Origin of the sequence: Empedobacter sp. UBA2044 (assembly GCF_002333005.1) — a bacterium.
Taxonomy (GTDB): Bacteria; Bacteroidota; Bacteroidia; order Flavobacteriales; family Weeksellaceae; genus Empedobacter; species Empedobacter falsenii_B.
The window spans coordinates 1-22,256 of record NZ_DDBA01000069.1; the positions used below are offsets into that span (position 1 = coordinate 1).

Consider the following 22,256-nt stretch of genomic DNA (forward strand, 5'->3'; position numbering starts at 1 on the left):
GCTATTTCAGGACGGGACATAATCTAAAAATAAAAAATCCGACTGAAAATTCAATCGGATTTTTTATAGCTATTTAATTTATTGCTACTCAATAATTTTTGCATCTTCAACATTTGCATAGGCTCTTTGCGTATCTCTCCATGCAAGATATTTAATAATTTCTTTGTTGAAATATTTCATTCCAAAAAGTAAAATCCCAAAATCATCTATCAAACCAAAAGGTCCAAATAGCGCTTCTGGAATAATATCAATAGGAGAAATAATGTATAAAGTTGCTACAAATCCAAGAAATAAATTCATGTTGTCAGGTTTATAACTTCCTTTTTTGTAATCACCTAACATATTGAAAAAAGCCTTTACTTTTTCAAAAAAAGATTTGTCTTTTTGAGCTGCCATTGCTGCTTCTCCAGCGACTTTAAAGAATTTTGATTTTTTCATTTCACAAAATATGTTTTAAAAACGTATTATGTATTACAAAGTACATGCCAAAACATTTAAATTGATTTTTGTGTCATGTTAAAACTTTATGTTACATTGTTTTACTTGTTTTTCTTTTTCAGTTTAATGATTTTTGCATTCAATATTCTGTCAAGCTTTGGATATCTTTCGCGCATTAATTTTGTGCTGTTAAAAATTTCTTCATCTTCCATTGTTTGTCCAGCGTAACCATCATACAAACTTTCTACAACATTCATTCCGTTCACCACTTTTCCAAAACTTGGAAAACCTACTACATCATTGGAATTGATTGTATCCAAACGATGATTATCTTTCAGATTAATAAACAAATCCAAATCTCTTGTGTTTTTTCCTGCGCGCGCAAAACTCAAAGCTCCTTTATTATTTCCAGCAATAACAGGTTCATCTTCTACAATAAACTTTTTCCATTGATTAGAAACAATTGTGTCTGTATTTCCAAATTGGGCGACAAAGTTCGGAACAACACGATAAAAAGTTCCATCTTCGAAAAAATTGTATTTAACCAATTGATAAAAACGATCAACAGCTTTTGGCGATAATTTTCTTTCAACTTCGATATCAATATTTCCTTTTGTTGTTTCAAATCGAGCAACAAAATTTTCTGGTGCCTGTTTCGTTGTCCATTTTTTATGAAAAACCGTTTTGCTAGAAGTACAAGCCGAAAGCGTAATAAGTGTAAATAATGTTAGAGTAATTTGTTTCATGTTCTAATTTTGTGGATTAAACTTAAACAAAAAACGACACTTAGCGTAAGTGTCGTTTCATTATTTTTGCAATTCTTGTTCAATTTTAAAAAACCATTCTGTTTTCTGGTTATAAACTTCCGCTTCGGCAAGCATATAATGTGCTTCTTTGGTTTCTTCATATTTCACGCGATCCATCGTTTCTGGGTTGAAAGGTGGTAAAGGTTGCACTTCTGCACTAAAAGTTTTGGTGTGGCCTTTATATGTAAATGTTTTGGTGATAATTTCTTTTTCCATTGTCTTTTAATCTTTGGTAAAAATACAACTTTTGCAACGGAGAATTTACATTCGGAATAATTTAATTTTTAGGCTGAATTATTTTTTGATAAATAGTAATTTTGCAGCTATATGATTACTCAAAATAATTCTAATCAACAACAAGTTCTTGTCGTTTCTTCGTTTGATGAACTTGTACATACAGCTTTTTCTGGGAAAAATAATGCGATAAATTGGCGGCGAAATTTAGAAGGTGATTTTGAGGAAATTGTGAATCAATTGATTTTAAAAGATGATATTACTGTTATTTCTATTGATGATTTGAATGATTTAGATTTATCTAATGAAGGAATTAAAGCGAGAAATATTTTGATCAATGATTTACAACAATTAACTGATTTTGGCGCTTCGCCAACTTTAAACTTACTGAAATGTTACGAACGCGATACTGAATTTGATTTTATTTCGACAGATGTTTATTCATTTCACGTTGATCGTTCGCCAATTCCTACGGATACTTTTTTGTGCACTTACTATGGCGCTTCCAGTGATATTGTAGCAAATGAAGATGTGGAACAAAAAATTTTGATTCCAGAAATTAGAGAAAAACTATTCGAATTATATGATGGATACATTGATGGTTTTGAAGATTTTTTGAAAGAATATTTCTTTGATTTGCATTATCAAATTCGTCCAGGTGTTGAACCAATTAATTTAGGATTAGGAAATCTTTGGCGATTGGCAGTTGATCATCCAGAACAAAAAGTTTTGCCTTGTGTACATCGCGCGCCGAAAGAAAATAAAGATGAATATCGATTATTGTTAATCTGTTAGGAATAAATTAATCAAATAATATTAATAAAAATTATATAATTTAGATTCAAAAGATTAGGCTTTTGAATGAAGTCAAGCTTTTATTATTACAATGGTTTCACTAAATTTGCGTATATTTATTGATGAATAATTATTGTTAATTTAATTTCTATTATTATGAACAAAGAATCAGATATACTAAAATTAGAAGAAGCAGGAGCGTTAAATCGTTTAGCTAAATCTGCATCGCAAGCTGCAATCAGAGTTTCAGAAGCATTAGATTTATCAGTTCAATATGTTCAAGGAAATCGAATCATCGAGAGAAAACCTAATGGAGAAATTAAGGTGATTAAAACAATAGATCGAGTAAAAGTTCCAGCTGAATTGAAAAAAGGAGCTAAATTATGTCTAAAATAAAACGTTTGCGCGTTTTTGCTGGTCCAAATGGATCTGGAAAGTCTACTTTATTCGATTCAATCTCATCAAAATTTAATGCTGGATATTTTATTAATTCAGATTTGATTGAGAAAGAAATTTCTTTAAAAGGTTTTATTGATTTGGATCGATATGAACTAAAACTTACCGAAAAAGATTTTGAAGATTTTAAAACTGAACCTGCTTCAGTTTCATTATTCGAAAAAGCAAATAACGAAGGAAAAGCAATTGATGTGCAGTTTCGAAATAATGTTTTGGTTGATAAATCTAAATCTACACATAGTTACGAAGCGTCTTTTATTACTTCATTTATTCGAAAACACTTATTGATTAAAGGTAAATCTTATTCATTTGAAACGGTAATGAGTCATCCTTCTAAAATTGATGAAATAGTGGATGCTAAAAATCGTGGTTTCAAAACATATATGTATTTTGTCTGTATTGAAGATCCTTTGATTAATATTTCTCGAATTGAAAATAGAGTAGAAAAAGGTGGTCACGCTGTACCAGATGAAAAGGTGATTAAACGATATCATTCTACTTTAATGAATTTATTTCCAGCTTTAAAAATTGTAGATAAAGGCTATATTTTTGATAATTCAACTCAAGAAATGAGATTATTTGCACAAGTTAAGAGAAATGAACTTGAAATAGTTTCGGATAAAGTTCCAAATTGGTTTATAAAACAACTGCAATAAAAATTTTATCTTTGTAATTATAATGGTACAAATGGACGAATTCTAATTTAGAACGCCATATATTACAAGGATTACATTAAATACTATGGATTTAAAAGATCAATTAAAAAATCTTTTTCCTGATCATATACCTGAGCCAGAAGAAGTATCAAATGAAGAACAACATGAGTTATGGATTCAGAAAGAACCATTGATTTGTAAGTTTGAGAAACGAAAAGGGAAAATAAATACAATTATAGAAGGTTACGAAGGAGAAACAGAAGATTTCAAACTTTTAGCAAAAGAAATTAAGCAATTTTTGGGTGTTGGAGGGAGTTTTAAAGACGAACAAATCATCATTCAAGGAGATTATCGCGACAAGATTATGGCTTTCCTGAAAGATAAAGGGTTTAAAGTGAAAAGAGTAGGTGGTTAATAATTTCTTTACAATTATTACTGATAAAAATTGTATATTGTTCTCTTATTTTTAATTATAAAATCATGAGTAAAGCAGCATCAGAATTAGTTTTAAATGCAGACGGAAGTGTTTACCATTGTAATATAAGACCAGAGCATTTAGCAGATACTATTATAACTGTTGGTGATCCAAATCGTGTCGAAAAAGTTTCAAGACATTTTGATACAATCGAGCACACAGCAAGCAAAAGAGAAATTGTAACGCATACAGGAACGTTGAATGGTAAACGTTTAACAGTTATTTCGACTGGTATGGGAACGGATAATATTGATATTGTTTTATCTGAGTTAGACGCTTTGGCTAACATCGATTTAGAAACTGGAGAGATCAAAAAAGATTTCAGAAAATTATCATTTGTTCGTATGGGAACTTCTGGAGCTTTGCAAGCGGATATTCCTGTTGATAGTTTCGTTATTGGTTCTCATGGTTTAGGTTTAGATGGACTTTTGCATTATTATATTGGGAGTGAAGCGGTGATGAATAAAGAGGCAGAAGATGCTTTTATCAAACATGTTGATTGGTCGCCGAAAAAAGCACGTCCATATTTAGTAAAAGGATCTGATTTGTTGTTAGATAAATTGGCTTCTGAAAAAACAATTCAAGGAATAACGGCTACAGCTTGTGGTTTTTACGGTCCTCAGGGACGTTATTTGAGATTGCAACCAAATCCAGCTGATATTAATGAGCGTTTAACAACTTTTAATTACGAAGGTTTAAGAATCTCTAATTTTGAGATGGAAACTTCTGCAATTTATGGATTATCAGCGATGATGGGACACGAAGCGTTATCAATAAATGCAATTGTTGCGAATAGAATTTTAGGTGAATTTAGTGCCGATTCTTACAAAGCAGTTGATGCAATGATTGAATATTCGTTGGAAAGATTAACGAAATAATTTCAGAATTAATTATACAAAACAAAAGCTCGAGAAAATTCTCGAGCTTTTTTGATTTTATATAATTTAAGAATTTTAATTCAAATTCATTAATTCTTTTGCTTGATTGATTGCTGCATCTGTCAATTCTGAACCAGAAATCATTTGTGCAATTTCTTCTAAGCGTTGTTGTTGAGAAAGCACTGTCACGTTTGTTTGCGTTGTTTCGTTTACGACTTCTTTGTAAACTTTTAGCTGATAATTTCCTTTTGAAGCGACTTGTGGCAAATGCGTAATCACTAAAAGCTGCATATTTTCTGCCATTGTTTGCATTACTTTTCCTGTTTCATTCGCAACTTTTCCAGAAATTCCTGTATCTATTTCATCTAAAATTAATGTAGGCAAATGTTGATGAGTTGCCAATAATTTTTTAATCGCTAACATCAATCGAGAACGTTCTCCACCAGAAACAGATTTCTCAAAAATACGAGGTTCCATTCCTTTATTTGCTGAGAATAGAAACAAAACTTCATCTTTTCCAGTTGCTGTAAAATCTGCTGTTTCGTTTAATTGAATGGTTAATTGAGAATTTTCCATTCCCAATTGTGACAACGTATTCAAGATATTTTTTCGGATAATTTCGATAGAAGAAAATCTATTTTTTCTAATTTTAATTGATTGTTTTTCAAGTTTTTCTGAGATTGAATTCAATTCTTTATTTAAGTGAATAATTAAATCACTCAAATTATCAAAACCAGAAGTTTGACTTTCTAATTCGTCACGTTTAGCAATTAATTCTTCAACAGAAATCACATTATGTTTACGCAATAATTTATGAATCAAATCGTAACGATCAGTAATTTCTTGTAATCTTTCAGGATTAATTTCAGTCGAATCTATCAAACTACTCATTTCACCCGAAATATCTTGTAATTCTATTTTTGATGAAATCAATCGCTCGTAAATCAAATTGTATTGCGAATTATAATCCGAAATTTTATTCAATTTATTGCTTGCTTCATTCAATTGAGAAATTATTCCCATTTCAGGATGCTCCAAAAATTGATAAGTTTCATTCAAAATCGAAATAATTTCTTCTACATTTGATAAAGATTTTATCTCGATTTCCAATTGTTCTAATTCCTCATTTTTTAGCGAAGCATTGTTCAATTCTTCCCACAAATGCAATTTATATTCTAAATCTTGCGATTGATTTTCTAACGAATTTTGAGCATCTTTTATTTTTTTCTTTGTTGAAATATAGTGGTTAAAATCTTTCCTATATTCTTTCAATAAGTCTTTGTTTTCTCCGTAAATATCCAACATCGAAAGTTGAAAATCAGCTTCAAAGATTTTAGGGGTATTAAATTGAGAATGAATATCAATCAATAATTCTGATAATTCCTGTAAAATAGAGACTTTAACAGGTGTATCATTGATAAAAGCACGCGATTTTCCAGAAGGTAATAATTCTCTTCTCAAAATAGATTCGTCTTCATAATCTAAATCATTCTCTTCGAAAAAATCATTTAATTCAAGATTTTTAATCTCAAAAACAGCTTCAATAATACATTTTTCATCAATATTTTTCAAGGCTTTTAAATCGGCACGTTCGCCTAAAACTAATTTTAAAGCACCTAACAAAATCGATTTTCCAGCACCAGTTTCACCGGTAATTGTGGTCATACCTTGATGAAAATCAATCTCCAATTGATCGATAATGGCGAAATTATTAACGCGAAGAGTTTTTAACATTTACTTTTTCAATTTATTCCAATAATTGTCGTTGTATTTTGGCGCGATTGAATTTAAAATTCCTTTCAGTTTCTCGATATTCACCGTAGAAACCTGTCCGCCTGAAAATACTTGACTAATTTCGCTATTTTTTGCTGTTAAGAAAAGTTCTAGCGGATAAAATTGAGAATAATTTCCTCTTTGGTAAAATTCTAATTGCAGAAATGTATTTCCGATCGCGTTTTTACCACGAACTTCGTTCTCAGACATAACGTCTAAGCCATTTCTATGATATTGATAGATGATATTACGAAGTGTTGAATTATCCGATTTTAAAATATTGTTAATTAAGGCTGTACGCGATTTTATTCCATCTAATTCGCTCCAACCAGAGAAATTATTGTTCGCTTGACCGAAATCTGCAATTTTCTTCGCCATTTTGAAATACTCTGTTCCGCCTTCTTTCGCAAATGTATCTGCATCATATCCCAAAACTAAATAAATGTAATACGTCAATACATCTGTCAAATTTTTTCCACTGAATTTACGATCATTGAAAATTAATTCTTCAGATTCTTGGTATTGAAACGTAAAATTATCGTCAGATAAATTAAGAACAGGCGTATAGTACGTTGAGTTAAAAACAGGACGACGAGATTGTACCAAAATAGTACCTTTCATTCTGTTTCCCTCACGTTCCGTTACATTGATGACGAAACTAGCTTCAATTCTTTCGTATGTTTTTAAACGATCATTTGTCCATTTTGTTGAATTAATAAACGTTTTTAATGATCTTTCTAAAGTTTGATAAACCTGTGTATTAGATCCCTGAACCTGAGAATAATCGACTTTTACATCTGCAATAATATTTTGCGAGAAAGCCGAAATAGCTAAACACGACGAAAAGAAAATTGAGGCTAATTTCTTCATAATAAATTTTATAACTTATTTAAAATGACATTCAAAATATCTTTTGCAACATCTGTTTTTGATTTTGCATCAAATTGTTGCATCGATAAATCTTTATCAATAATTGTAATTTTGTTTGTATTCTTCTGAAAACCAGCTTCTTTATCTTGCATCGAATTAAGAACAATAAAATCAAGATTCTTTTTGGCTAATTTTTTCTTTGCATATTCTTCTTCGTTATTCGTCTCTAATGCAAAACCAACCAATAATTGATGTGTTTTGATTTCGCCTAACGATTTTAGAATATCAGGATTTTTCACCAATTCGATAATTAAATTATCATCGTTTTCTTTCTTAATTTTATGCTCAGCCATTTTTTTTGGACGATAATCTGCAACAGCCGCTGACATTACCACAGCATCAGCATCAGCAAAATTAGCGTACATCGCTTCGTACATATCACGAGCAGAAACAACATTTATTCGATCGATAGGAAAACCTGTAACAGATTCGTGACTTGGACCACTAACCAAGGTAACTTTTGCACCCAAATTAGCAGCAGCTTTTGCAATCTCGAATCCCATTTTTCCCGAAGAATAATTACCTATAAAACGAACAGGATCTAAGTTTTCGTATGTAGGACCAGCAGAAACTACTACTTTTTTTCCGTGAAGTGGGAGAGTAGCTTCGATTGTACTTTCCAAAAACGCAATAATGTTTTCAGGTTCAGCCATTCTACCTTCTCCAATTAATCCACTTGCTAATTCACCAGCTTCGGCAGGAATACAAATATTTCCGAAAGATTCTAATTTAGCAATATTTTCTAAAGTTGATGGATGTTTGTACATATCCAAATCCATTGCTGGAGCAAAATATACAGGACATTTAGCCGAAAGATAAGTAGCTAAAACCAAATTATCACACGTTCCATCTGCCATATGAGAAAGTGTATTTGCTGTACAAGGTGCAATAATCATATAATCTGCCCAAAGTGCATATTCTACATGATTATTCCAATCACCTTTATCGCCAAAAAACTCCCATTCAACTGGATGTTTGGAAAGCGTGGAAAGTGTAAGTGGGGTAACGAAGTTTTGAGCTTCTGGTGTCATAATAACTTTGACATCTGCTCCTTTTTTGATAAGCCCTCTAACAAGAAAAGCGGCTTTGTAGGCCGCTATTCCGGCAGAAACTGCCAAAAGAATTTTTTTACTATGTAAAACAGACATTATTTATCCTCATTTGGATTTCTGTAATATACGTCATTGTCTAACCATTCCTTAACCGCAATAGAAGTCGGTTTTGGTAATCTTTCGTAGAATTTTGAAACTTCGATTTGCTCTCTGTTTTCAAAAACTTCTTCTAAAGAATCTGTATGTGCAGCAAACTCATCCAATTTCTGAATTAATTCAGTTTTCATTTCTTGGTTAATTTGTTCTGCTCTTTTACCCATAATTACAATCGATTCGTATAAGTTTCCTGTTTTCTCATCGATTTTATTACGATCATAAGTTTGTGTTGTTGGTGCTGCACCGATATCCTTGAAATTCATAATGAAAGAATTTTATATATTTTACTATTATTTATTATTTTGCTCTTTGCTTAATTCAGCTTGATCAGCTTCAAATTTCTTTTTAGCTACTTCTATATCAGCTAATTGTTTTTTAGTCTCAACCATATCTTTGTCGATTTTCTCCATCAATTTATCAGCTTCTGCTTTAAATTTTGTTTGCGGATAATATCTTGTTAACAAAAGATATTGCGTTCTGGCATCTTGTAAACGTAAATCTTTGTTCTCGATACGAGAGAAATTTAACGCCAATTCTGTTTTAGAACGTAATGAATACATCATTGCTTCTTCACGAAATTTAGAATCTGGATATTCATCAACCATATTGTCAAAAGAAACTCCAGCAGCCTTATATTTCATTGTTTTGTAATAAACTTTAGAAATTTCGAAAGACTTTAATTCTAATTTTTGTCTAAGTTCTGTAATATAATTATTCGCTTCTGCAACGTGTGCTGATTCTGGATACGAATTGATAAATCCTTGTAACTCACTGATTGCTGTGTACGTACTTGTTTGATCCAAGTCATATTTTGGCGAATCTTTGTAATAAGAAAATGCCGATTTGAATAAAGCTTCTTCTGCACGGCTATCCATAGGATAAGCTCCTGCAAAGCTTTTGAATTGATGTCCTGCTAAACGGAAACTTTTTTCGTTAAAGTTACCTTGTGCCATATTATAGGCAATGTCCGCAGATTTTTCTGTTCCTACAAATGATGTAGAAATTTTTTCATACAATTCGTTTGCCAAATCATATTTACCATCTTGATACAATTGTGTAGCCAATGTAAAGATTTCGTCTTTATCCGTACTTTTCATCGCTTTGTTATAGGTCTTGTTACAAGACACTAAAGAAGCGCCAATTAAAACTACTAAGCTTAGTTTTTTAAACATTCTGCAAATTTAATAAAATTTGAGGACTAAAGTATAAAATATTTTTTTCTTATCCTCTTAATAAAATCTCAAAGTTTTGATTTATTCCGCTGTTGTGTCTGTACTTAATGTAACTATATCACGATCAAATAGATATAAACCTCCTTTGTCAGATCCAATCATTTCTAGCTTATCTAAGATATTTCTTGCTAATTTTTCTTCTTCAATTTGCTCAGAAACATACCATTGCAAGAAATTGTGAGTTGAATAATCTCTTTCTTCTAATGTTAAGCCTACAATTTCGTTAATTGATTCAGAAACAAAGCATTCGTGGTTTAAAATTGCAGTAAAAACTTCTTTCAATGTTGTGAAATCTTGTTTTGGTTCTTCAATTTGTGGAACAAACGCTTTTCCGCCTCTTTCGTTAATAAATTTAATTAATTTTAACATATGCATACGTTCTTCGTCTGCATGCGAGTACAAGAAATTTGCAGTTCCTTCTAAACCTTTCACTTCAGCCCAAGAAGCCATAGCTAAATATAATTGAGAAGAATCTCCTTCTAATTTGATTTGTTTGTTTAATGCGTCTAATATTGTATCTTTTATCATAGCTTTATTTTTTTAGATGTTTGATAATAATTGGTTAATTTTTGTTGTCAAATTAGCTGATGCTGGAACTAAAGGTAATCTTGTAAATGGTTTACAAACTCCTTTTTTATCTAAAACAGCTTTTATTCCGCAAGGATTTCCTTCCTCGAAGATAGCACGTGTAATTTCTACAACTTTGTAATGACCTTCGTAAGCAGCAACAACTTCTTTGTTGATTGCTTTGCGAATCATATCTGTAAAAACAGTTGGAACACCTTGTCCAATAACAGAAATAACACCAGAACCTCCAGCTAAAGTCATTGGAACAGCGAATTCATCATCACCAGAAATAATATTGAAATCTTCGCGTGTATTTTTACGGATAATATCTGTTGATTGTAAGAAATCTGGTGAAGCTTCTTTAATCGCAACAATATTTTTGAATTCATTTGCTAAACGAATTGTTGTATCTGCTGAGATATTAGAACCCGTTCTACCAGGAACATTATACAAAATAATGTTGGCGTCTGTACTTTCTGCAATCGCTTTATAATGTTGATAAATCCCTTCTTGATTTGGTTTATTATAATAAGGAGAAACCGTAAGAACTGCGATATAATCACTCAAATCTGTTTCTTGATATCCATTAATAACTTCTGCCGTATTGTTACCTCCAATACCCAAAACCATCGGAACACGATTAGCATTCGCCTTCTTTATTGTTTCGATTACCTGTTTCTTTTCATCTTTTGTAAGTGTTGCTGCTTCTGCAGTAGTTCCTAAAATAACTAAATACTCAACACCGCCATCGATACTATAGTTTACTAAATTTTCTAATGCAGTATAATCTACGGTACCATCTTGTTGAAAAGGCGTAACCAAAGCAACTCCTGTCCCAATTAATTGTTTCATCTTTTATAAATGTTATTAAATCTAATACTAAGTTAAAATTCGGAATTATATCTTGAATAATCAAATAATAGTGCTAATCTATAATTGGTCTTAGATAAAATCCAAAATCTTTCAAAAATAGCGATTAATTTATAGGAATAAAATTAATTTAAGCCAATGTTTTATGATTTTACTTATAAAAAAAAGCCACTCAAAACGAGTGGCTCATATTATTTCTAACTTTAGATTAGTTAAATGTATATTTAAATCCTAAAGAAAAACGACCAGCTTCAAAATCTGAATCATTTGATAATCTCCAATCAGGCTTCCAATCAAAATGTAAAGCCAAAGGAGCAGATGGAATTTTATATTCTAAACCTGCTTGTGGACGAATACCAAATATTGTTTTATCTTCATAATATCCTTTATCTACAAAAGTTAATTGAGGTCCAACCCCTACATACCATCCTAAGCCATTTGTACCAGAAAAAGGTTGATTATATGTATAATCTGCACCTAAAACAGTAACATGATCTCCAAACATCACCTGTACATTACCAGCGTTTTTACCATCAAAAGAGTGTTTGAATTGTGGACCTACTAATGTTTCTCCATCTCCTAAATCTACAACAACACCTAAAGCATTTTTATAGTTTTGAGCATTTACTTGAGAAATTCCTAATGCCATTACAGCAACTAATAATACTTTTTTCATTTTTATTAAATTTTCAGTTTTTAACTTTGTTATACCATCTATTTTACAAAAAGCGTGCAAATGTTATCTTAATGTTAAGTTTTAACATTTTTAATCGAATAATAATTATATATATTGCTTTGTATGAGTAAGATATTTGGTTAATTTAAAATCATTCTAAAGTTTAAACTTTTACATTATTCTCTTAAAAAAGTTAATTTTGTAGAAACAAAACAATAATGATTAAAACTGTAATTTTCGATATGGACGGCGTAATCGTCGATACAGAACCAGTACATAAATATGCTTATTTCGAACATTATAAAGAACTGAATATTCCAGTTACGGAAGAATTATTTGCTACATTTACAGGACAATCGACAAAGAATGTTTATCAAATTCTGAAAGATAAATTTGATCTGAAAGAAGAAGTGAACGATTTGGTTTTGAGAAAACGTACCATCTTTAATGAAGCTTTTGACACAAAACCTGATTTGTATTTGATTGACGGGGTTGAGAGTTTGATTAAAGATTTATACAGTAATGGAATCGAACTGATTTTGGCGTCCTCGGCTTCAAAATCGACAATTGATCGAGTTTTTAATCGTTTTGAGTTGAATCAATATTTTACACATAAAATTTCTGGCGAAAACTTTCCGAAGTCAAAACCAGATCCTGCTATTTTTCTATATGCAGCTGATTTGGCTAAATCTAAACATGCTGAATGTATAGTTATCGAAGATAGTAAAAACGGAGTGGAAGCGGCTTCCCGTGCGAATTTGTATTGTTTAGGTTACAAAAGTGCAAATTCGAAACAACAAGATATTTCAAAAGCAAATTGTATTGTAGATGATTTTAATGCGATTGATGCAAATTTTATTAAAGAATTTGAATTAACAATTTAAGATTAATCAATAATCTTAAATTGTTTCATTAAGAAAATGGCATTCATCATTTTGGTTGTGCCTTTTCTTAATTTATAATCTGAATAATAATTGTTGTCCACGTTTTTTAATTCGAAACAATAATTAATAATATGATCCGGGTTTTCACCTTCCATTTTCGTTAATTCTAAATCGTGAGTCGCGATAAAACCAATCAATTTTGTAGGAGATTTAATCAATTTTTCTAAAAATTTTTGCGAACCAATTAGTTTATCTTCTGAATTTGTTCCTTTTAAAATCTCATCTAAAATGATGATTTGTGGTTGATCATTTTCTAAACGTTCAATCAAAATTTTCAATTTATTAATTTCATTTTTGAAATAAGAATCGCCAGAAGACAGATTATCGACTGTCCTGATACTTGTAAATAAATCCATTGGATAAAATGACATTTTTTCTGCACTCACTTTTGAGCCATTCATTGCCAAAACCAAATTTGTTCCAACTGTTCTCAAAAAAGTACTTTTTCCAGCCATATTTGCACCTGTAATAATCGCAATATTGTTTGGACGATTGGTTTCAAAATCATTTTTCACAACTGTTTTTTCATCTAATAAAAGGTTAAAACCATTCGTAATTTTTAACGCATAAGGTTCATCTACAATTTCGGGATATGTAAATGATGTATGTTTATCATTGAAAATAGCAAAAGAAACGAAGGCCTCTAATTTCGCCAATTCATCTAACCAAGGTTTGATTTGATGAACCGTTTTTTGAACTTCATTTTCAAATTTGATCGAATAATGTAATCGCCATAAGAAAAAAGTATTTAATACAAAGCCTAAAATCGGGAAATTTGCTGCATCTAAAGTTTCTTTTGTTGAAGAAATTGTCTTGATTAAATCCGATGATTTGAAAGGATTTACAAATGTATTTTGAATTTCAACATTTAGTTTTGATTCAAATTTTTCTTCTTCAATATGTCGAAAAACTTCATATAAATTATCCAATTCATCTGCTTTCATTGTCGTATAAGCTGCTATTCGTCGAAGTTGTTGTTTATAAAACATGGAAATTGCATTCGAAATAATAACTGCGCCTAGAATCCAATAAAAAACAATTTCTTTCGGAAAACTAATAATTGCTAAAGCGATAAAACATAAAATATTCAGAACAGAAAAGATTAGTGGAAGTAATTTTATTGAATTAGTATTGAATACACGATTTTCGAACACAAAAATTGAAGATTGATTCATGTTTAATCGCTTTGTAAATGTCAAAAATGTCACTATCCAATTTCTTTTTTCAGCCAATTCTGTAAATGCATTTTGTCTATCAATAATTTCTGATTTGTCTAAAATCAAATTCGATAAAAAATGTTTCAACTGTAAATTTCCAATTCGAGTTTGCGTTTTATTGATCCGATTGAAGATTGAATTTCCTTCCAAAATATCTAAATCTTTGTTGTAAACATTATTGAACTGAGAATTATCTTCAACAAATGGATCGATAGAATCATCAGATTTTATTTGATTAATAATTTCTAAAGCTTGAATTGAATAATTGAGTTCCGAAGAAATTTTAGAAGTTTTAACCACTAAAACGATGAAAACTATAAATAAAATAGAAGAAATAATCAAATATAAATTGTTGCTCGACGTGACGTAAAGCAAGAAAAATACAACCGAAATAATAAATGCAACAAGCCTGATATTGCTGATTTTATTCTTTTTAGATTTCAATAAATTAAAATCATTTTGTAGTTTTTCTTCTATTTTTAGATAGTCTTCCATTCTTAATTTTATTTCTGATTAAAAGTAGTGGTATAAATAATAAAAGAGCGAAATTTCGCTCTTTTATTATTTTTTAACTTCTTGAAATTGTTTTTCTGTAATTATTCCTTTTTCAACCATTTTAGAAAGCCAATCAATAATTTCATGCTTTTCTTTAGATTTTAATTTTGAAAGGTTAATTGTTGAATAATTTCCAATATCATTTTCTATTCCATATTTTTCAGTTATAGCATCCAAATAATCTATATAAGCTTTTTCAAAGTGATATTTTTCTGCCATTATTTTTGAATAAACCATTAAAGAATCTGTTCTACCTTCAAAATTTGAATCTTTTAAATGATAAAATAATTCTGAATAAGCTTCTTCATCACCAAGTTTCTTCACTTTAGTAGTAATCGAATCGTAATTATCAGAAATTGAATTCATTGTTATTACATTCTCATGAATTACAGGTGTAACAATATTGTTTTCTTTTTTACAAGAAAACAATAAAATATAATAACAAATGAAAATATATTTCTCTTTTTTAATGATTACAATACTTTTATTTCGAATACTTTTTCATCATTCAAATAACCTTCTAAGGTATCTTTTGAATTGATTTTAGAAACTCCCGCTGGTGTACCAGTAAAAATTAAATCACCTTTTTTCAAGGTAAAATATTTAGAACATTCAGCAATTAAGGTATTGATATGAAAAATCATATCTTTTGAATTTCCTGTTTGTACATTTTCTCCATTTCGATCTAATTTGAATGTAAGATTTTCTAAATCAAAATTTTCTTTTGGATGAAAATCAGAAGCAAATGCAGAACCATCAAAAGCTTTCGCAATTTCCCAAGGAAAACGCTTTTCTTTCAATTCTTGTTGTACATCGCGCGCTGTAAAATCAATTCCTAAACCGATTTCTGAAAAATAACGATCTGCAAATTGAGGTTGAATCATTTTTCCAACTCGATCAATTTTAATTACAATTTCCGTTTCAAAATGAACTTCTTTCGTAAAACTTGGAATAACAAAAGGAAAACCCTTTCTTAAAATGGCCGAATCTGGTTTCATAAAAAACATAGGCGATTCTGGAATTGGATTATCTAATTCTTTTGCATGTTCGACGTAATTTCGTCCGACACAAATAATTTTCATCGCTTAAAAACCGTTTTGTAATTTGATTCGAGTAAAAACTTTCTTTGTATATAAAGGAAAATCGGCATTCTGAATCCACGCATAATAACCTGGATCTTTCGCAAAGATATCCGTCACAACTTGTCCTTTATACTTGCCAAACGAAATAATTTCTTGGTCTTTATCATTGTACTGAATAAATCCAGCTAAATCAGCCGTTTTGCGTTGAGAAGAAAATTCGCTCAAAAATTTATTGTCATTTTCAAGCTCGTCATATTTCTCGATTTGCGCCATCAAAACTTCGTAAGTCGCAATTGTATCAGCTTCCGCAGAATGTGCATCAATCAAATCTTTATCGCAATAATACTTATAAGCAGCGCTTAAATTGCGAGGTTCCATTTTATGATAAATCACTTGCACATCAATTGGACGATGTTTTGATAAATCAAAATCAAAACCATTACGTAATAATTCTTCTGCTAAAAGTGGAATATCAAAACGATTTGAATTATATCCTGCCAAATCAGAATCTTTAATCATTTCCATAATCGCAGGGGCAAGTTCTTTGAAAGAAGGCGCATCGGCAACATCTTCGTCAGAAATTCCGTGGATTAAAGTTGTTTCTGGTGGAATTGGAATTCCAGGATTAACTTTCCAAGTTTTTACTTCTTTTGAACCGTCTGTCAAAGCTTTCACGATAGAGATTTCAACAATACGGTCTTTTGAAACATTAGTTCCAGTTGTTTCTAAATCAAAGAAACAGATATTTTTAGTTAATTTCATTTTGTAATTTCTTTTCTAAAAATGATTGAGATAAGGATGTACAATAAGATGATTAGCGGAATTGCAGCAACTTGCAACCAAGCCACTAAACCTAATGTAATGATTAAGAAAATATATTTATAATAATTTTCTGCCCAACTCAATCCTTTAAATTTTAAGGCAAATAATGGTAAATCGACAATTAATAAAACACTAAATACAATAGAAACGGCAATTAATAAATACGGATCAAGAGATGGATTTATAATTTGTCCATTATTGTAATAGATAGAAAATAATGAGAAAATAAATAAGGTATTTGATGGTGTTGCCAAACCTTTGAAATACGTTGCTTGATCTTCATCTAAATTAAATTTTGCTAATCGTAACGCCGAAAAAGCAGGAACTAAAAAAGCAAATAATGAAATTGCAGCAATTTTTAAATTCTCATTTTCATAAATAAAATCAGTTGAAAAATGATTAAACATCGAAAATAACATCAATCCTGGTACAACACCAAACGAAATACAATCTGCCAAAGAATCCAATTCTTTTCCAATCGGGCTACCAATATTCATTAGTCGTGCAACCATTCCGTCCAAAAAATCAGCAACTAATGAAATCAACATCAAAACCATCACAATTGTAACTGTGGTAGTTGTGATTTGAGCATTGCTCGAAATCATGAAAATGGCTGATAATACACCACATGAAAGATTAAGTAGTGTTAGAAAATTTGGAATTGTAAATAATTTCATAAATGAATTTTTCATCGCAAAAATACAAACAAAAATTAATCTGAATCCTTTTTAAACACAATAAAACCACTATTTTTGAGTTTTTATATTCGTAATTCATCAATTTTGAAAAAGACATTCCTTATATTATCTGTTCTGGCAAGTCAATTTGCTTTTTCTCAAACCACACGCAAATATTCGAACGAGTTTTTGAATATTGGTGCAGATGCGCGCTCGTTTGCAATGGGTAATGCGGTTGTGGCGAATATTGGAAATGCAAATGCGGCTTATTGGAATCCTGCTGGATTAACGGAAATTACCTATGATTGGGAAGCTGCAGCAATGCATGCTGAATATTTTCAGTCGATTGCAAAATTTGATTATGCGGCGGTTGCAATTCCGTTGAGAGAAAGTAATTCTACGATTGCATTTTCGTTTACACGTTTTGGTGTTGATAATATTTTGAATACAACAGAATTGATTGATAATCAAGGAAATATTAATTACGATAAAATCTCTAAATTTTCTACAGCAGACTATGCTTTAACAATGTCTTATGCGGGAAATGTCTTTAATAATAAAGATATTCAGTTTGGTGCAAATGCTAAAATCGTTTATCGACATATTGGGAAATTTGCGCAAGGATTTGGTTTCGGTTTAGATCTTGGTTTGCAATATCGTACCGATAATAAAATGTATTTTGGTTTGATGGCACGAGATATTACAACAACTTTCAATGCGTGGAGTATCAATAAAAAAAAGGTAAAAGAAATCACGATTGACGAACCAAATAATGAAGGTGAGCCAACAATTTTGAATGATTTACCTGGAGAGAATATCGAATTAACAATGCCTAAATTGCAATTTGGAGTTGGAAAACGTTTTGATTTTAATGAACGAGTTTCGTTATTGGGAGAGGTTGATATGAATATCGAATTTCAACAAACGAATGCCGCAATTTCTGGAAAAGGATTTTCGATTTCGCCACAAGTTGGTCTTGAATTAGGTTATGATGACATGGTTTTTGTACGTGGAGGATTGAACAATTTACAGAAGATTTCGCAATTTGATGGAAAAGATAAAACTCAAATTCAGCCAAATGTTGGGGTAGGTTTCAAATACAAAGGAATCTCGATTGATTATGCTTTGACAAACTTTGGAGACAGCGGTTTAGGATTATATTCTAACATTTTCTCAGTCCGTTTCGAGATGGATAAATGGAGATAAATAAGTTTTACTCATAATTATATTGATAGGTATATTTTTCTGAATATTGATATTTTATACTCTGTCAAGTGTTTCCAAAAGCGTTTTGGCATCATTTGGATTAGTAACATCGAATTTTTCCTTGTTTCAATTGTTGTCCAATTAAAATAAGACTTCCACAATTCTTGGTATAAATTCTCTTTTACATCAAAATAATAATTAAAGGTAAAACATTATATTTTGGATCAGTTTTCGCAAAAAATAAATCTTAATTAATCTTTTCAAAACGAATAAATATCGCTGAAAAAGTTTAACAAAAAATTTAATCGTACTCCAAATTGATTAAAAGTTCAGTTTTTAATCGGCTGATAAAATTACAATCTAATTCAGCAAGAAGAATATCAATTAATTGAGACAAAAAATCGCGGTGAATATAGTTAAATACAAAGGTTTTTTCATTTGTCATAAAATAAAAATCAAAATGACTAAAATAACCTGAAATTGATTTAATCTCTAGTGTTGGAAGTTCTTCGGGTTGAAAAAAATCACTTAATTTTGCACGATAATCATGCATTTTTTTGATAGAATTTGAATTAATATCAACATATTCCAAATTTAAATCTTCAATTTCATCTGAATAAAATTGAAACAAAAATTCATTTTTAGGATAATCATTTATGTACAAATTGAAACGATTATCTTTTTGGTATAACTGAAAAAGTCGATTAAATTCTTGCACATTATTGATCATAATAGATGAAGTTAAATAATTGATTTGAATAAATTTAAAAACATTTAGTTAAATAATCAAATAAAAAAGAGCCAAATTAACTTGGCTCTTGTATTTCTAGTAACGTATTGTTCTTGTTGTATTTGAAATTGGTTGATCAATATCTTTGACGAATTGTGTTCGTTTGACCCAATTTTTATGATTATCATATTGATATTTAATCGTGGAAATATTCTTTACTTTTCCTGCTTCATCAATCACAGTTTCTTCAATAATATTATTGTTTTCATCAAATTTGCGAATATATTTATTGACTTGTTTATTGTCTTTGTCCACATAATTTTCCTCTATAGGATTGCCTTTCGCGTCGTTTTTATAATTCAACGTATAATTTCCTTGGTTATATTTCACCAATGTTTTGACTAAAAATCCATTTTGATATTGAAACGTTTTTTCGATAAAAACATCAGAATCTTCCAATAAATTAGTTTCTCTTTCGTAAGTTACATTCTGATTTTGGTCTAATTTGTATTCAGTTTTAGAAACATTGACATCATTTTCGCTTTTCGTGACAATGTAACCGTCTGTTGTATATTCATAATCAAAATTGAAAACTAAACTTTCGTCATTGTTTTTCATTTCTCTCGAAATCAATTTATTCGATTCATTATAATTAAATATTTCAGCAAAAGTTTTATTTCCAGCTTCATCAAAATAATCACGTTTTGTCGGATTACCATCTTTATTATACGTTGATTTTGTGTAATATTCCGTTTCATAACCTTCAATAAACTTCATGCGAATACGTGCTTTTTGCATCGATTCTTCGATAAAAGTTGGATTTCCTAAAACATCATTTTGTTGTAATTCAGATTTTTGAGCAAATGCAAAACCTGAAAATAATATGGTAATTAAAGCAATGTTTTTTAACATATGTTGTATTTTTTTTTTTCTTGAATAGAAAGATTAACCAAAATTAATTCAAAAATGTAAATTTCTTGATCTATTTAAAGGTGAACGTAAAAACTAGAACTTATATTTGAAAAAAAAATAAAAAAATGAGCACAAAATTTAAACTTTTAGGAAATCAACCAGCATTTATCGATTTATCATTGTTATTAGTACGTTTAGCTGCTGGTGGATTTATGTTTACACACGGATTCGGAAAATTGCAAAAATTAATCAATGGAAATTTCGAATTTGGAGATCCAATTGGACTTGGACCAGAAATTTCTTTAGGTTTAACTGTTTTTGCGGAAATACTTTGTGCTTTTTTAGTTTTGGTCGGATTATTTACTCGTTTGGCGGTAATTCCACTAATCATTACAATGTTAGTTGCTGTATTTATCGTGCATGCTGATCATGATTTTGGTAAAAAAGAATTGGGATTATTCTACTTAATCAATTATTTAGTTATATTTTTATCAGGCGCAGGAAAATATTCTTTAGACAAATTGATACTTAAAAAATGATAAAAACATTAACCTATAGTTTATTGATTTGTTCTTCTGCATTATTTGCTCAATCAAAAAATATGAAAAACATTGTTTATACGCCATTAGCAAAGGCAGAATTAACATTAATAAAAGAAAAGAAATCCTATGATCCTTTTCGTGTTTTATTAACAACTTCGGATGCAGATACAAAAATCTTAAAATCAACTTCTATTGATATTGATCCAAAAGATCCATTAATCAAATTATTGGCCGATCGTATGTATGCAACGGTTCAAGACGAGGCAAGTAAAGGTGTTGGTATTGCAGCTCCACAAATTGGAATTAATCGCAACGCGGTTTGGGTGCAACGTTTTGACAAAGAAGGCGAACCTTTTGAGTTTATTATCAATCCAAAAATCACGTGGTATTCGGACATTGTTCGTCACGGTCGCGAAGGTTGTTTGTCTATTCCTGATATTTTCGGAAAAGTGTATAGAAGCTTGGTTCTTCGATTGGCATATTATGATTTGGATGGAAATTTTCATGATGAAACAGTTGAAGGTTTTACAGCGGTTATTTTTCAGCACGAATACGATCATTTAACAGGAACGTTATTTACAGATCGAATGAAAGAGCAAGAAAATCTAAATTACGTGAAAGCTGAAGTGATGAACGATGTTTTTTACTTGAAAAAGACTAGTTCTTTTACAGATGACGACGACGATGAAGATTAAAAATTTCTTAAAACCTAGAAATTATTATGCTTGGCATAGTTTTTAGTTTAATTTTGCAAAAACTTATTTAGAAAATTGTTAGCATACACTACATATAATCATCCAACGAGCACAGAATGGGTGACTTTTGTTCATGGAGCAGGAGGAAGTTCTACGATTTGGTTCAAGCAATTGCGTGAATTTCGCAAACATTTCAATGTTTTGTTAATGGACTTGAGAGGACATGGACGTTCTAAGAAAAACTTGAAAGCGCTTTTCGAAAAACGTTATACTTTCAAATCAGTTTCAAAAGATGTGATTGATGTTTTAGATCATTTAAATATCGATAAAACACATTTTGTTGGGATGTCTTTGGGAACGATTGTGATTCGACAATTGGCAGAAGATTATTCGGAGCGATTCAAATCAATGGTGATGGGAGGCGCAATTATGAAAATTAATTTTCAATGTCAATTTTTGATTAACGTTGGAAATACATTCAAACATATGTTGCCTTATTTAATCTTGTATCGAATTTTTGCTTTCGCTATCATGCCAAAGAATACGCACAAAGAGTCAAGGCTATTATTTATCAATGAGGCGAAGAAATTGTATCAAAAAGAATTTTTGAAATGGTTCAAACTCACTGCGGATGTCAATCCATTGCTAAAATGGTTTCGAAAAATTGAATTAAATATTCCGACTTTATATGTGATGGGAGCAGAAGATCATATGTTTTTGCCTTCGATTCAGGAATTAATAAAAGCACATACCAAACATTCAGAATTGATTGTTATCGAAGATTGTGGACATGTTGTGAATGTCGATCAACCACAAATTTTTAACGATAAAGTAATTGAATATATTCATCGAATTAAATAAAATAAACTAAAAAAAGCTT

Annotated in this window: 28 protein-coding genes and 1 pseudogene; 10 read left to right on the plus strand and 19 right to left on the minus strand. The window is 30.3% G+C overall.

The window, feature by feature from the left end; genetic code table 11:
- Positions 1-84: 84 nt before the first annotated feature.
- The 3 genes from B4E59_RS12845 to B4E59_RS12855 form a co-directional block, all read right to left on the minus strand.
- Positions 85-438 carry a YkvA family protein gene (locus tag B4E59_RS12845; RefSeq protein WP_115000587.1) on the minus strand — a complete coding sequence of 118 codons (354 nt, stop codon included), beginning with the start codon at positions 436-438 and terminating at the stop codon, positions 85-87.
- Between the two features lie 101 nt (positions 439-539).
- Complete coding sequence (locus tag B4E59_RS12850) at positions 540-1,184, minus strand: peptidylprolyl isomerase (protein WP_221854483.1); 645 nt, start codon at positions 1,182-1,184, stop codon at positions 540-542.
- Positions 1,185-1,244: 60 nt separating this feature from the next.
- Entirely contained in the window at positions 1,245-1,460 is a 216-nt protein-coding gene (locus B4E59_RS12855) for a hypothetical protein (protein WP_038334324.1), read from the minus strand.
- 111 nt (positions 1,461-1,571) lie between these two features.
- Between B4E59_RS12855 and B4E59_RS12860 the strand changes: the two genes are divergently transcribed.
- The 5 genes from B4E59_RS12860 to B4E59_RS12880 all read left to right on the plus strand — a co-directional run bounded on the left by B4E59_RS12860 (position 1,572) and on the right by B4E59_RS12880 (position 4,738).
- The gene (locus B4E59_RS12860; protein WP_219034616.1) at positions 1,572-2,273 is read left to right on the plus strand and encodes a DUF1826 domain-containing protein; all 702 of its coding nucleotides are present in this window, start codon (positions 1,572-1,574) and stop codon (positions 2,271-2,273) included.
- Positions 2,274-2,429: 156 nt separating this feature from the next.
- Complete coding sequence (locus B4E59_RS12865) at positions 2,430-2,669, plus strand: hypothetical protein (RefSeq protein ID WP_291048307.1); 240 nt, start codon at positions 2,430-2,432, stop codon at positions 2,667-2,669.
- Positions 2,657-3,385 (plus strand): ATPase, encoded by a 729-nt coding sequence (locus B4E59_RS12870; protein ID WP_221854480.1) that lies wholly within the window; start codon positions 2,657-2,659, stop codon positions 3,383-3,385. The genes B4E59_RS12865 and B4E59_RS12870 overlap by 13 nt, the downstream gene beginning before the upstream one ends.
- Positions 3,386-3,470: 85 nt before the next feature.
- Complete coding sequence (locus tag B4E59_RS12875; protein WP_291048303.1) at positions 3,471-3,800, plus strand: translation initiation factor; 330 nt, start codon at positions 3,471-3,473, stop codon at positions 3,798-3,800.
- Positions 3,801-3,865: 65 nt separating this feature from the next.
- Complete coding sequence (locus B4E59_RS12880; protein WP_291048300.1) at positions 3,866-4,738, plus strand: nucleoside phosphorylase; 873 nt, start codon at positions 3,866-3,868, stop codon at positions 4,736-4,738.
- A 75-nt stretch (positions 4,739-4,813) separates the two neighbouring features.
- Here B4E59_RS12880 and recN read toward each other — a convergent pair whose 3' ends face one another.
- From recN to B4E59_RS12920, 8 genes are all read right to left on the minus strand, one after another.
- Positions 4,814-6,472 (minus strand): DNA repair protein RecN, encoded by a 1,659-nt coding sequence (recN, locus tag B4E59_RS12885; protein ID WP_291048297.1) that lies wholly within the window; start codon positions 6,470-6,472, stop codon positions 4,814-4,816.
- Positions 6,473-7,381, minus strand: a complete 909-nt coding sequence (gene porD / locus B4E59_RS12890) for a type IX secretion system protein PorD (RefSeq protein ID WP_291053377.1) — start codon at positions 7,379-7,381, stop codon at positions 6,473-6,475.
- Between the two features lie 8 nt (positions 7,382-7,389).
- Positions 7,390-8,589: a bifunctional phosphopantothenoylcysteine decarboxylase/phosphopantothenate--cysteine ligase CoaBC gene (gene coaBC / locus B4E59_RS12895; RefSeq protein WP_286494839.1), complete on the minus strand. Its 1,200-nt coding sequence runs from the start codon at positions 8,587-8,589 to the stop codon at positions 7,390-7,392.
- The gene (locus B4E59_RS12900) at positions 8,589-8,912 is read right to left on the minus strand and encodes a DNA-directed RNA polymerase subunit omega (protein WP_019973784.1); all 324 of its coding nucleotides are present in this window, start codon (positions 8,910-8,912) and stop codon (positions 8,589-8,591) included. Before B4E59_RS12900 ends, coaBC begins: the two co-directional genes overlap by 1 nt.
- A 27-nt stretch (positions 8,913-8,939) precedes the next feature.
- Positions 8,940-9,821 (minus strand): outer membrane protein assembly factor BamD, encoded by an 882-nt coding sequence (gene bamD, locus B4E59_RS12905; RefSeq protein WP_038334250.1) that lies wholly within the window; start codon positions 9,819-9,821, stop codon positions 8,940-8,942.
- Between the two features lie 81 nt (positions 9,822-9,902).
- On the minus strand, positions 9,903-10,409 hold the full coding sequence (locus B4E59_RS12910) for a ferritin (protein WP_038334248.1): 507 nt from the start codon (positions 10,407-10,409) through the stop codon (positions 9,903-9,905).
- Positions 10,410-10,421: 12 nt separating this feature from the next.
- Entirely contained in the window at positions 10,422-11,300 is an 879-nt protein-coding gene (gene dapA / locus B4E59_RS12915; RefSeq protein WP_115000572.1) for a 4-hydroxy-tetrahydrodipicolinate synthase, read from the minus strand.
- A gap of 226 nt (positions 11,301-11,526) precedes the next feature.
- A complete protein-coding gene (locus B4E59_RS12920) occupies positions 11,527-11,994 on the minus strand; it encodes a hypothetical protein (protein ID WP_038334238.1) in 468 nt (155 codons plus the stop codon).
- A 218-nt stretch (positions 11,995-12,212) separates the two neighbouring features.
- On the opposite strand from B4E59_RS12920, the gene B4E59_RS12925 reads away from it, so the two are divergent.
- Positions 12,213-12,878: an HAD family hydrolase gene (locus B4E59_RS12925; RefSeq protein ID WP_221854475.1), complete on the plus strand. Its 666-nt coding sequence runs from the start codon at positions 12,213-12,215 to the stop codon at positions 12,876-12,878.
- A 2-nt stretch (positions 12,879-12,880) separates the two neighbouring features.
- Here B4E59_RS12925 and B4E59_RS12930 read toward each other — a convergent pair whose 3' ends face one another.
- From B4E59_RS12930 to B4E59_RS12950, 5 genes are all read right to left on the minus strand, one after another.
- A complete protein-coding gene (locus B4E59_RS12930; RefSeq protein ID WP_291053380.1) occupies positions 12,881-14,650 on the minus strand; it encodes a MutS-related protein in 1,770 nt (589 codons plus the stop codon).
- A gap of 66 nt (positions 14,651-14,716) precedes the next feature.
- A complete protein-coding gene (locus B4E59_RS12935; protein WP_286494836.1) occupies positions 14,717-15,076 on the minus strand; it encodes a hypothetical protein in 360 nt (119 codons plus the stop codon).
- Between the two features lie 107 nt (positions 15,077-15,183).
- Entirely contained in the window at positions 15,184-15,792 is a 609-nt protein-coding gene (locus B4E59_RS12940; RefSeq protein WP_115000569.1) for a fumarylacetoacetate hydrolase family protein, read from the minus strand.
- A gap of 3 nt (positions 15,793-15,795) precedes the next feature.
- Positions 15,796-16,554 (minus strand): 3'-5' exonuclease, encoded by a 759-nt coding sequence (locus B4E59_RS12945; RefSeq protein WP_038334216.1) that lies wholly within the window; start codon positions 16,552-16,554, stop codon positions 15,796-15,798.
- Complete coding sequence (locus B4E59_RS12950; protein WP_286473582.1) at positions 16,551-17,291, minus strand: CDP-alcohol phosphatidyltransferase family protein; 741 nt, start codon at positions 17,289-17,291, stop codon at positions 16,551-16,553. Before B4E59_RS12950 ends, B4E59_RS12945 begins: the two co-directional genes overlap by 4 nt.
- 105 nt (positions 17,292-17,396) lie before the next feature.
- Between B4E59_RS12950 and B4E59_RS12955 the strand changes: the two genes are divergently transcribed.
- Positions 17,397-18,497, plus strand: coding sequence for a putative type IX sorting system protein PorV2 (locus B4E59_RS12955; protein WP_291053384.1), 1,101 nt, complete (start codon positions 17,397-17,399; stop codon positions 18,495-18,497).
- A gap of 17 nt (positions 18,498-18,514) precedes the next feature.
- Here the strand turns inward: B4E59_RS12955 and B4E59_RS14680 are convergent.
- The 3 genes and pseudogenes from B4E59_RS14680 to B4E59_RS12965 all read right to left on the minus strand — a co-directional run.
- A pseudogene (locus B4E59_RS14680) lies at positions 18,515-18,676 on the minus strand (DUF4130 domain-containing protein); the annotation flags it as partial.
- Positions 18,677-18,798: 122 nt separating this feature from the next.
- Entirely contained in the window at positions 18,799-19,227 is a 429-nt protein-coding gene (locus tag B4E59_RS12960) for a hypothetical protein (protein WP_286494833.1), read from the minus strand.
- Positions 19,228-19,323: 96 nt separating this feature from the next.
- A complete protein-coding gene (locus tag B4E59_RS12965) occupies positions 19,324-20,139 on the minus strand; it encodes a hypothetical protein (protein WP_038335805.1) in 816 nt (271 codons plus the stop codon).
- A gap of 125 nt (positions 20,140-20,264) precedes the next feature.
- Here B4E59_RS12965 and B4E59_RS12970 point away from each other — a divergent pair, with 125 nt between their 5' ends.
- From B4E59_RS12970 to B4E59_RS12980, 3 genes are all read left to right on the plus strand, one after another.
- A complete protein-coding gene (locus B4E59_RS12970) occupies positions 20,265-20,678 on the plus strand; it encodes a DoxX family protein (RefSeq protein ID WP_180904370.1) in 414 nt (137 codons plus the stop codon).
- On the plus strand, positions 20,675-21,376 hold the full coding sequence (gene def / locus B4E59_RS12975) for a peptide deformylase (protein ID WP_219034603.1): 702 nt from the start codon (positions 20,675-20,677) through the stop codon (positions 21,374-21,376). The genes B4E59_RS12970 and def overlap by 4 nt, the downstream gene beginning before the upstream one ends.
- Before the next feature lie 75 nt (positions 21,377-21,451).
- Positions 21,452-22,237: an alpha/beta fold hydrolase gene (locus B4E59_RS12980; RefSeq protein ID WP_291048260.1), complete on the plus strand. Its 786-nt coding sequence runs from the start codon at positions 21,452-21,454 to the stop codon at positions 22,235-22,237.
- Positions 22,238-22,256 lie beyond the last annotated feature (19 nt).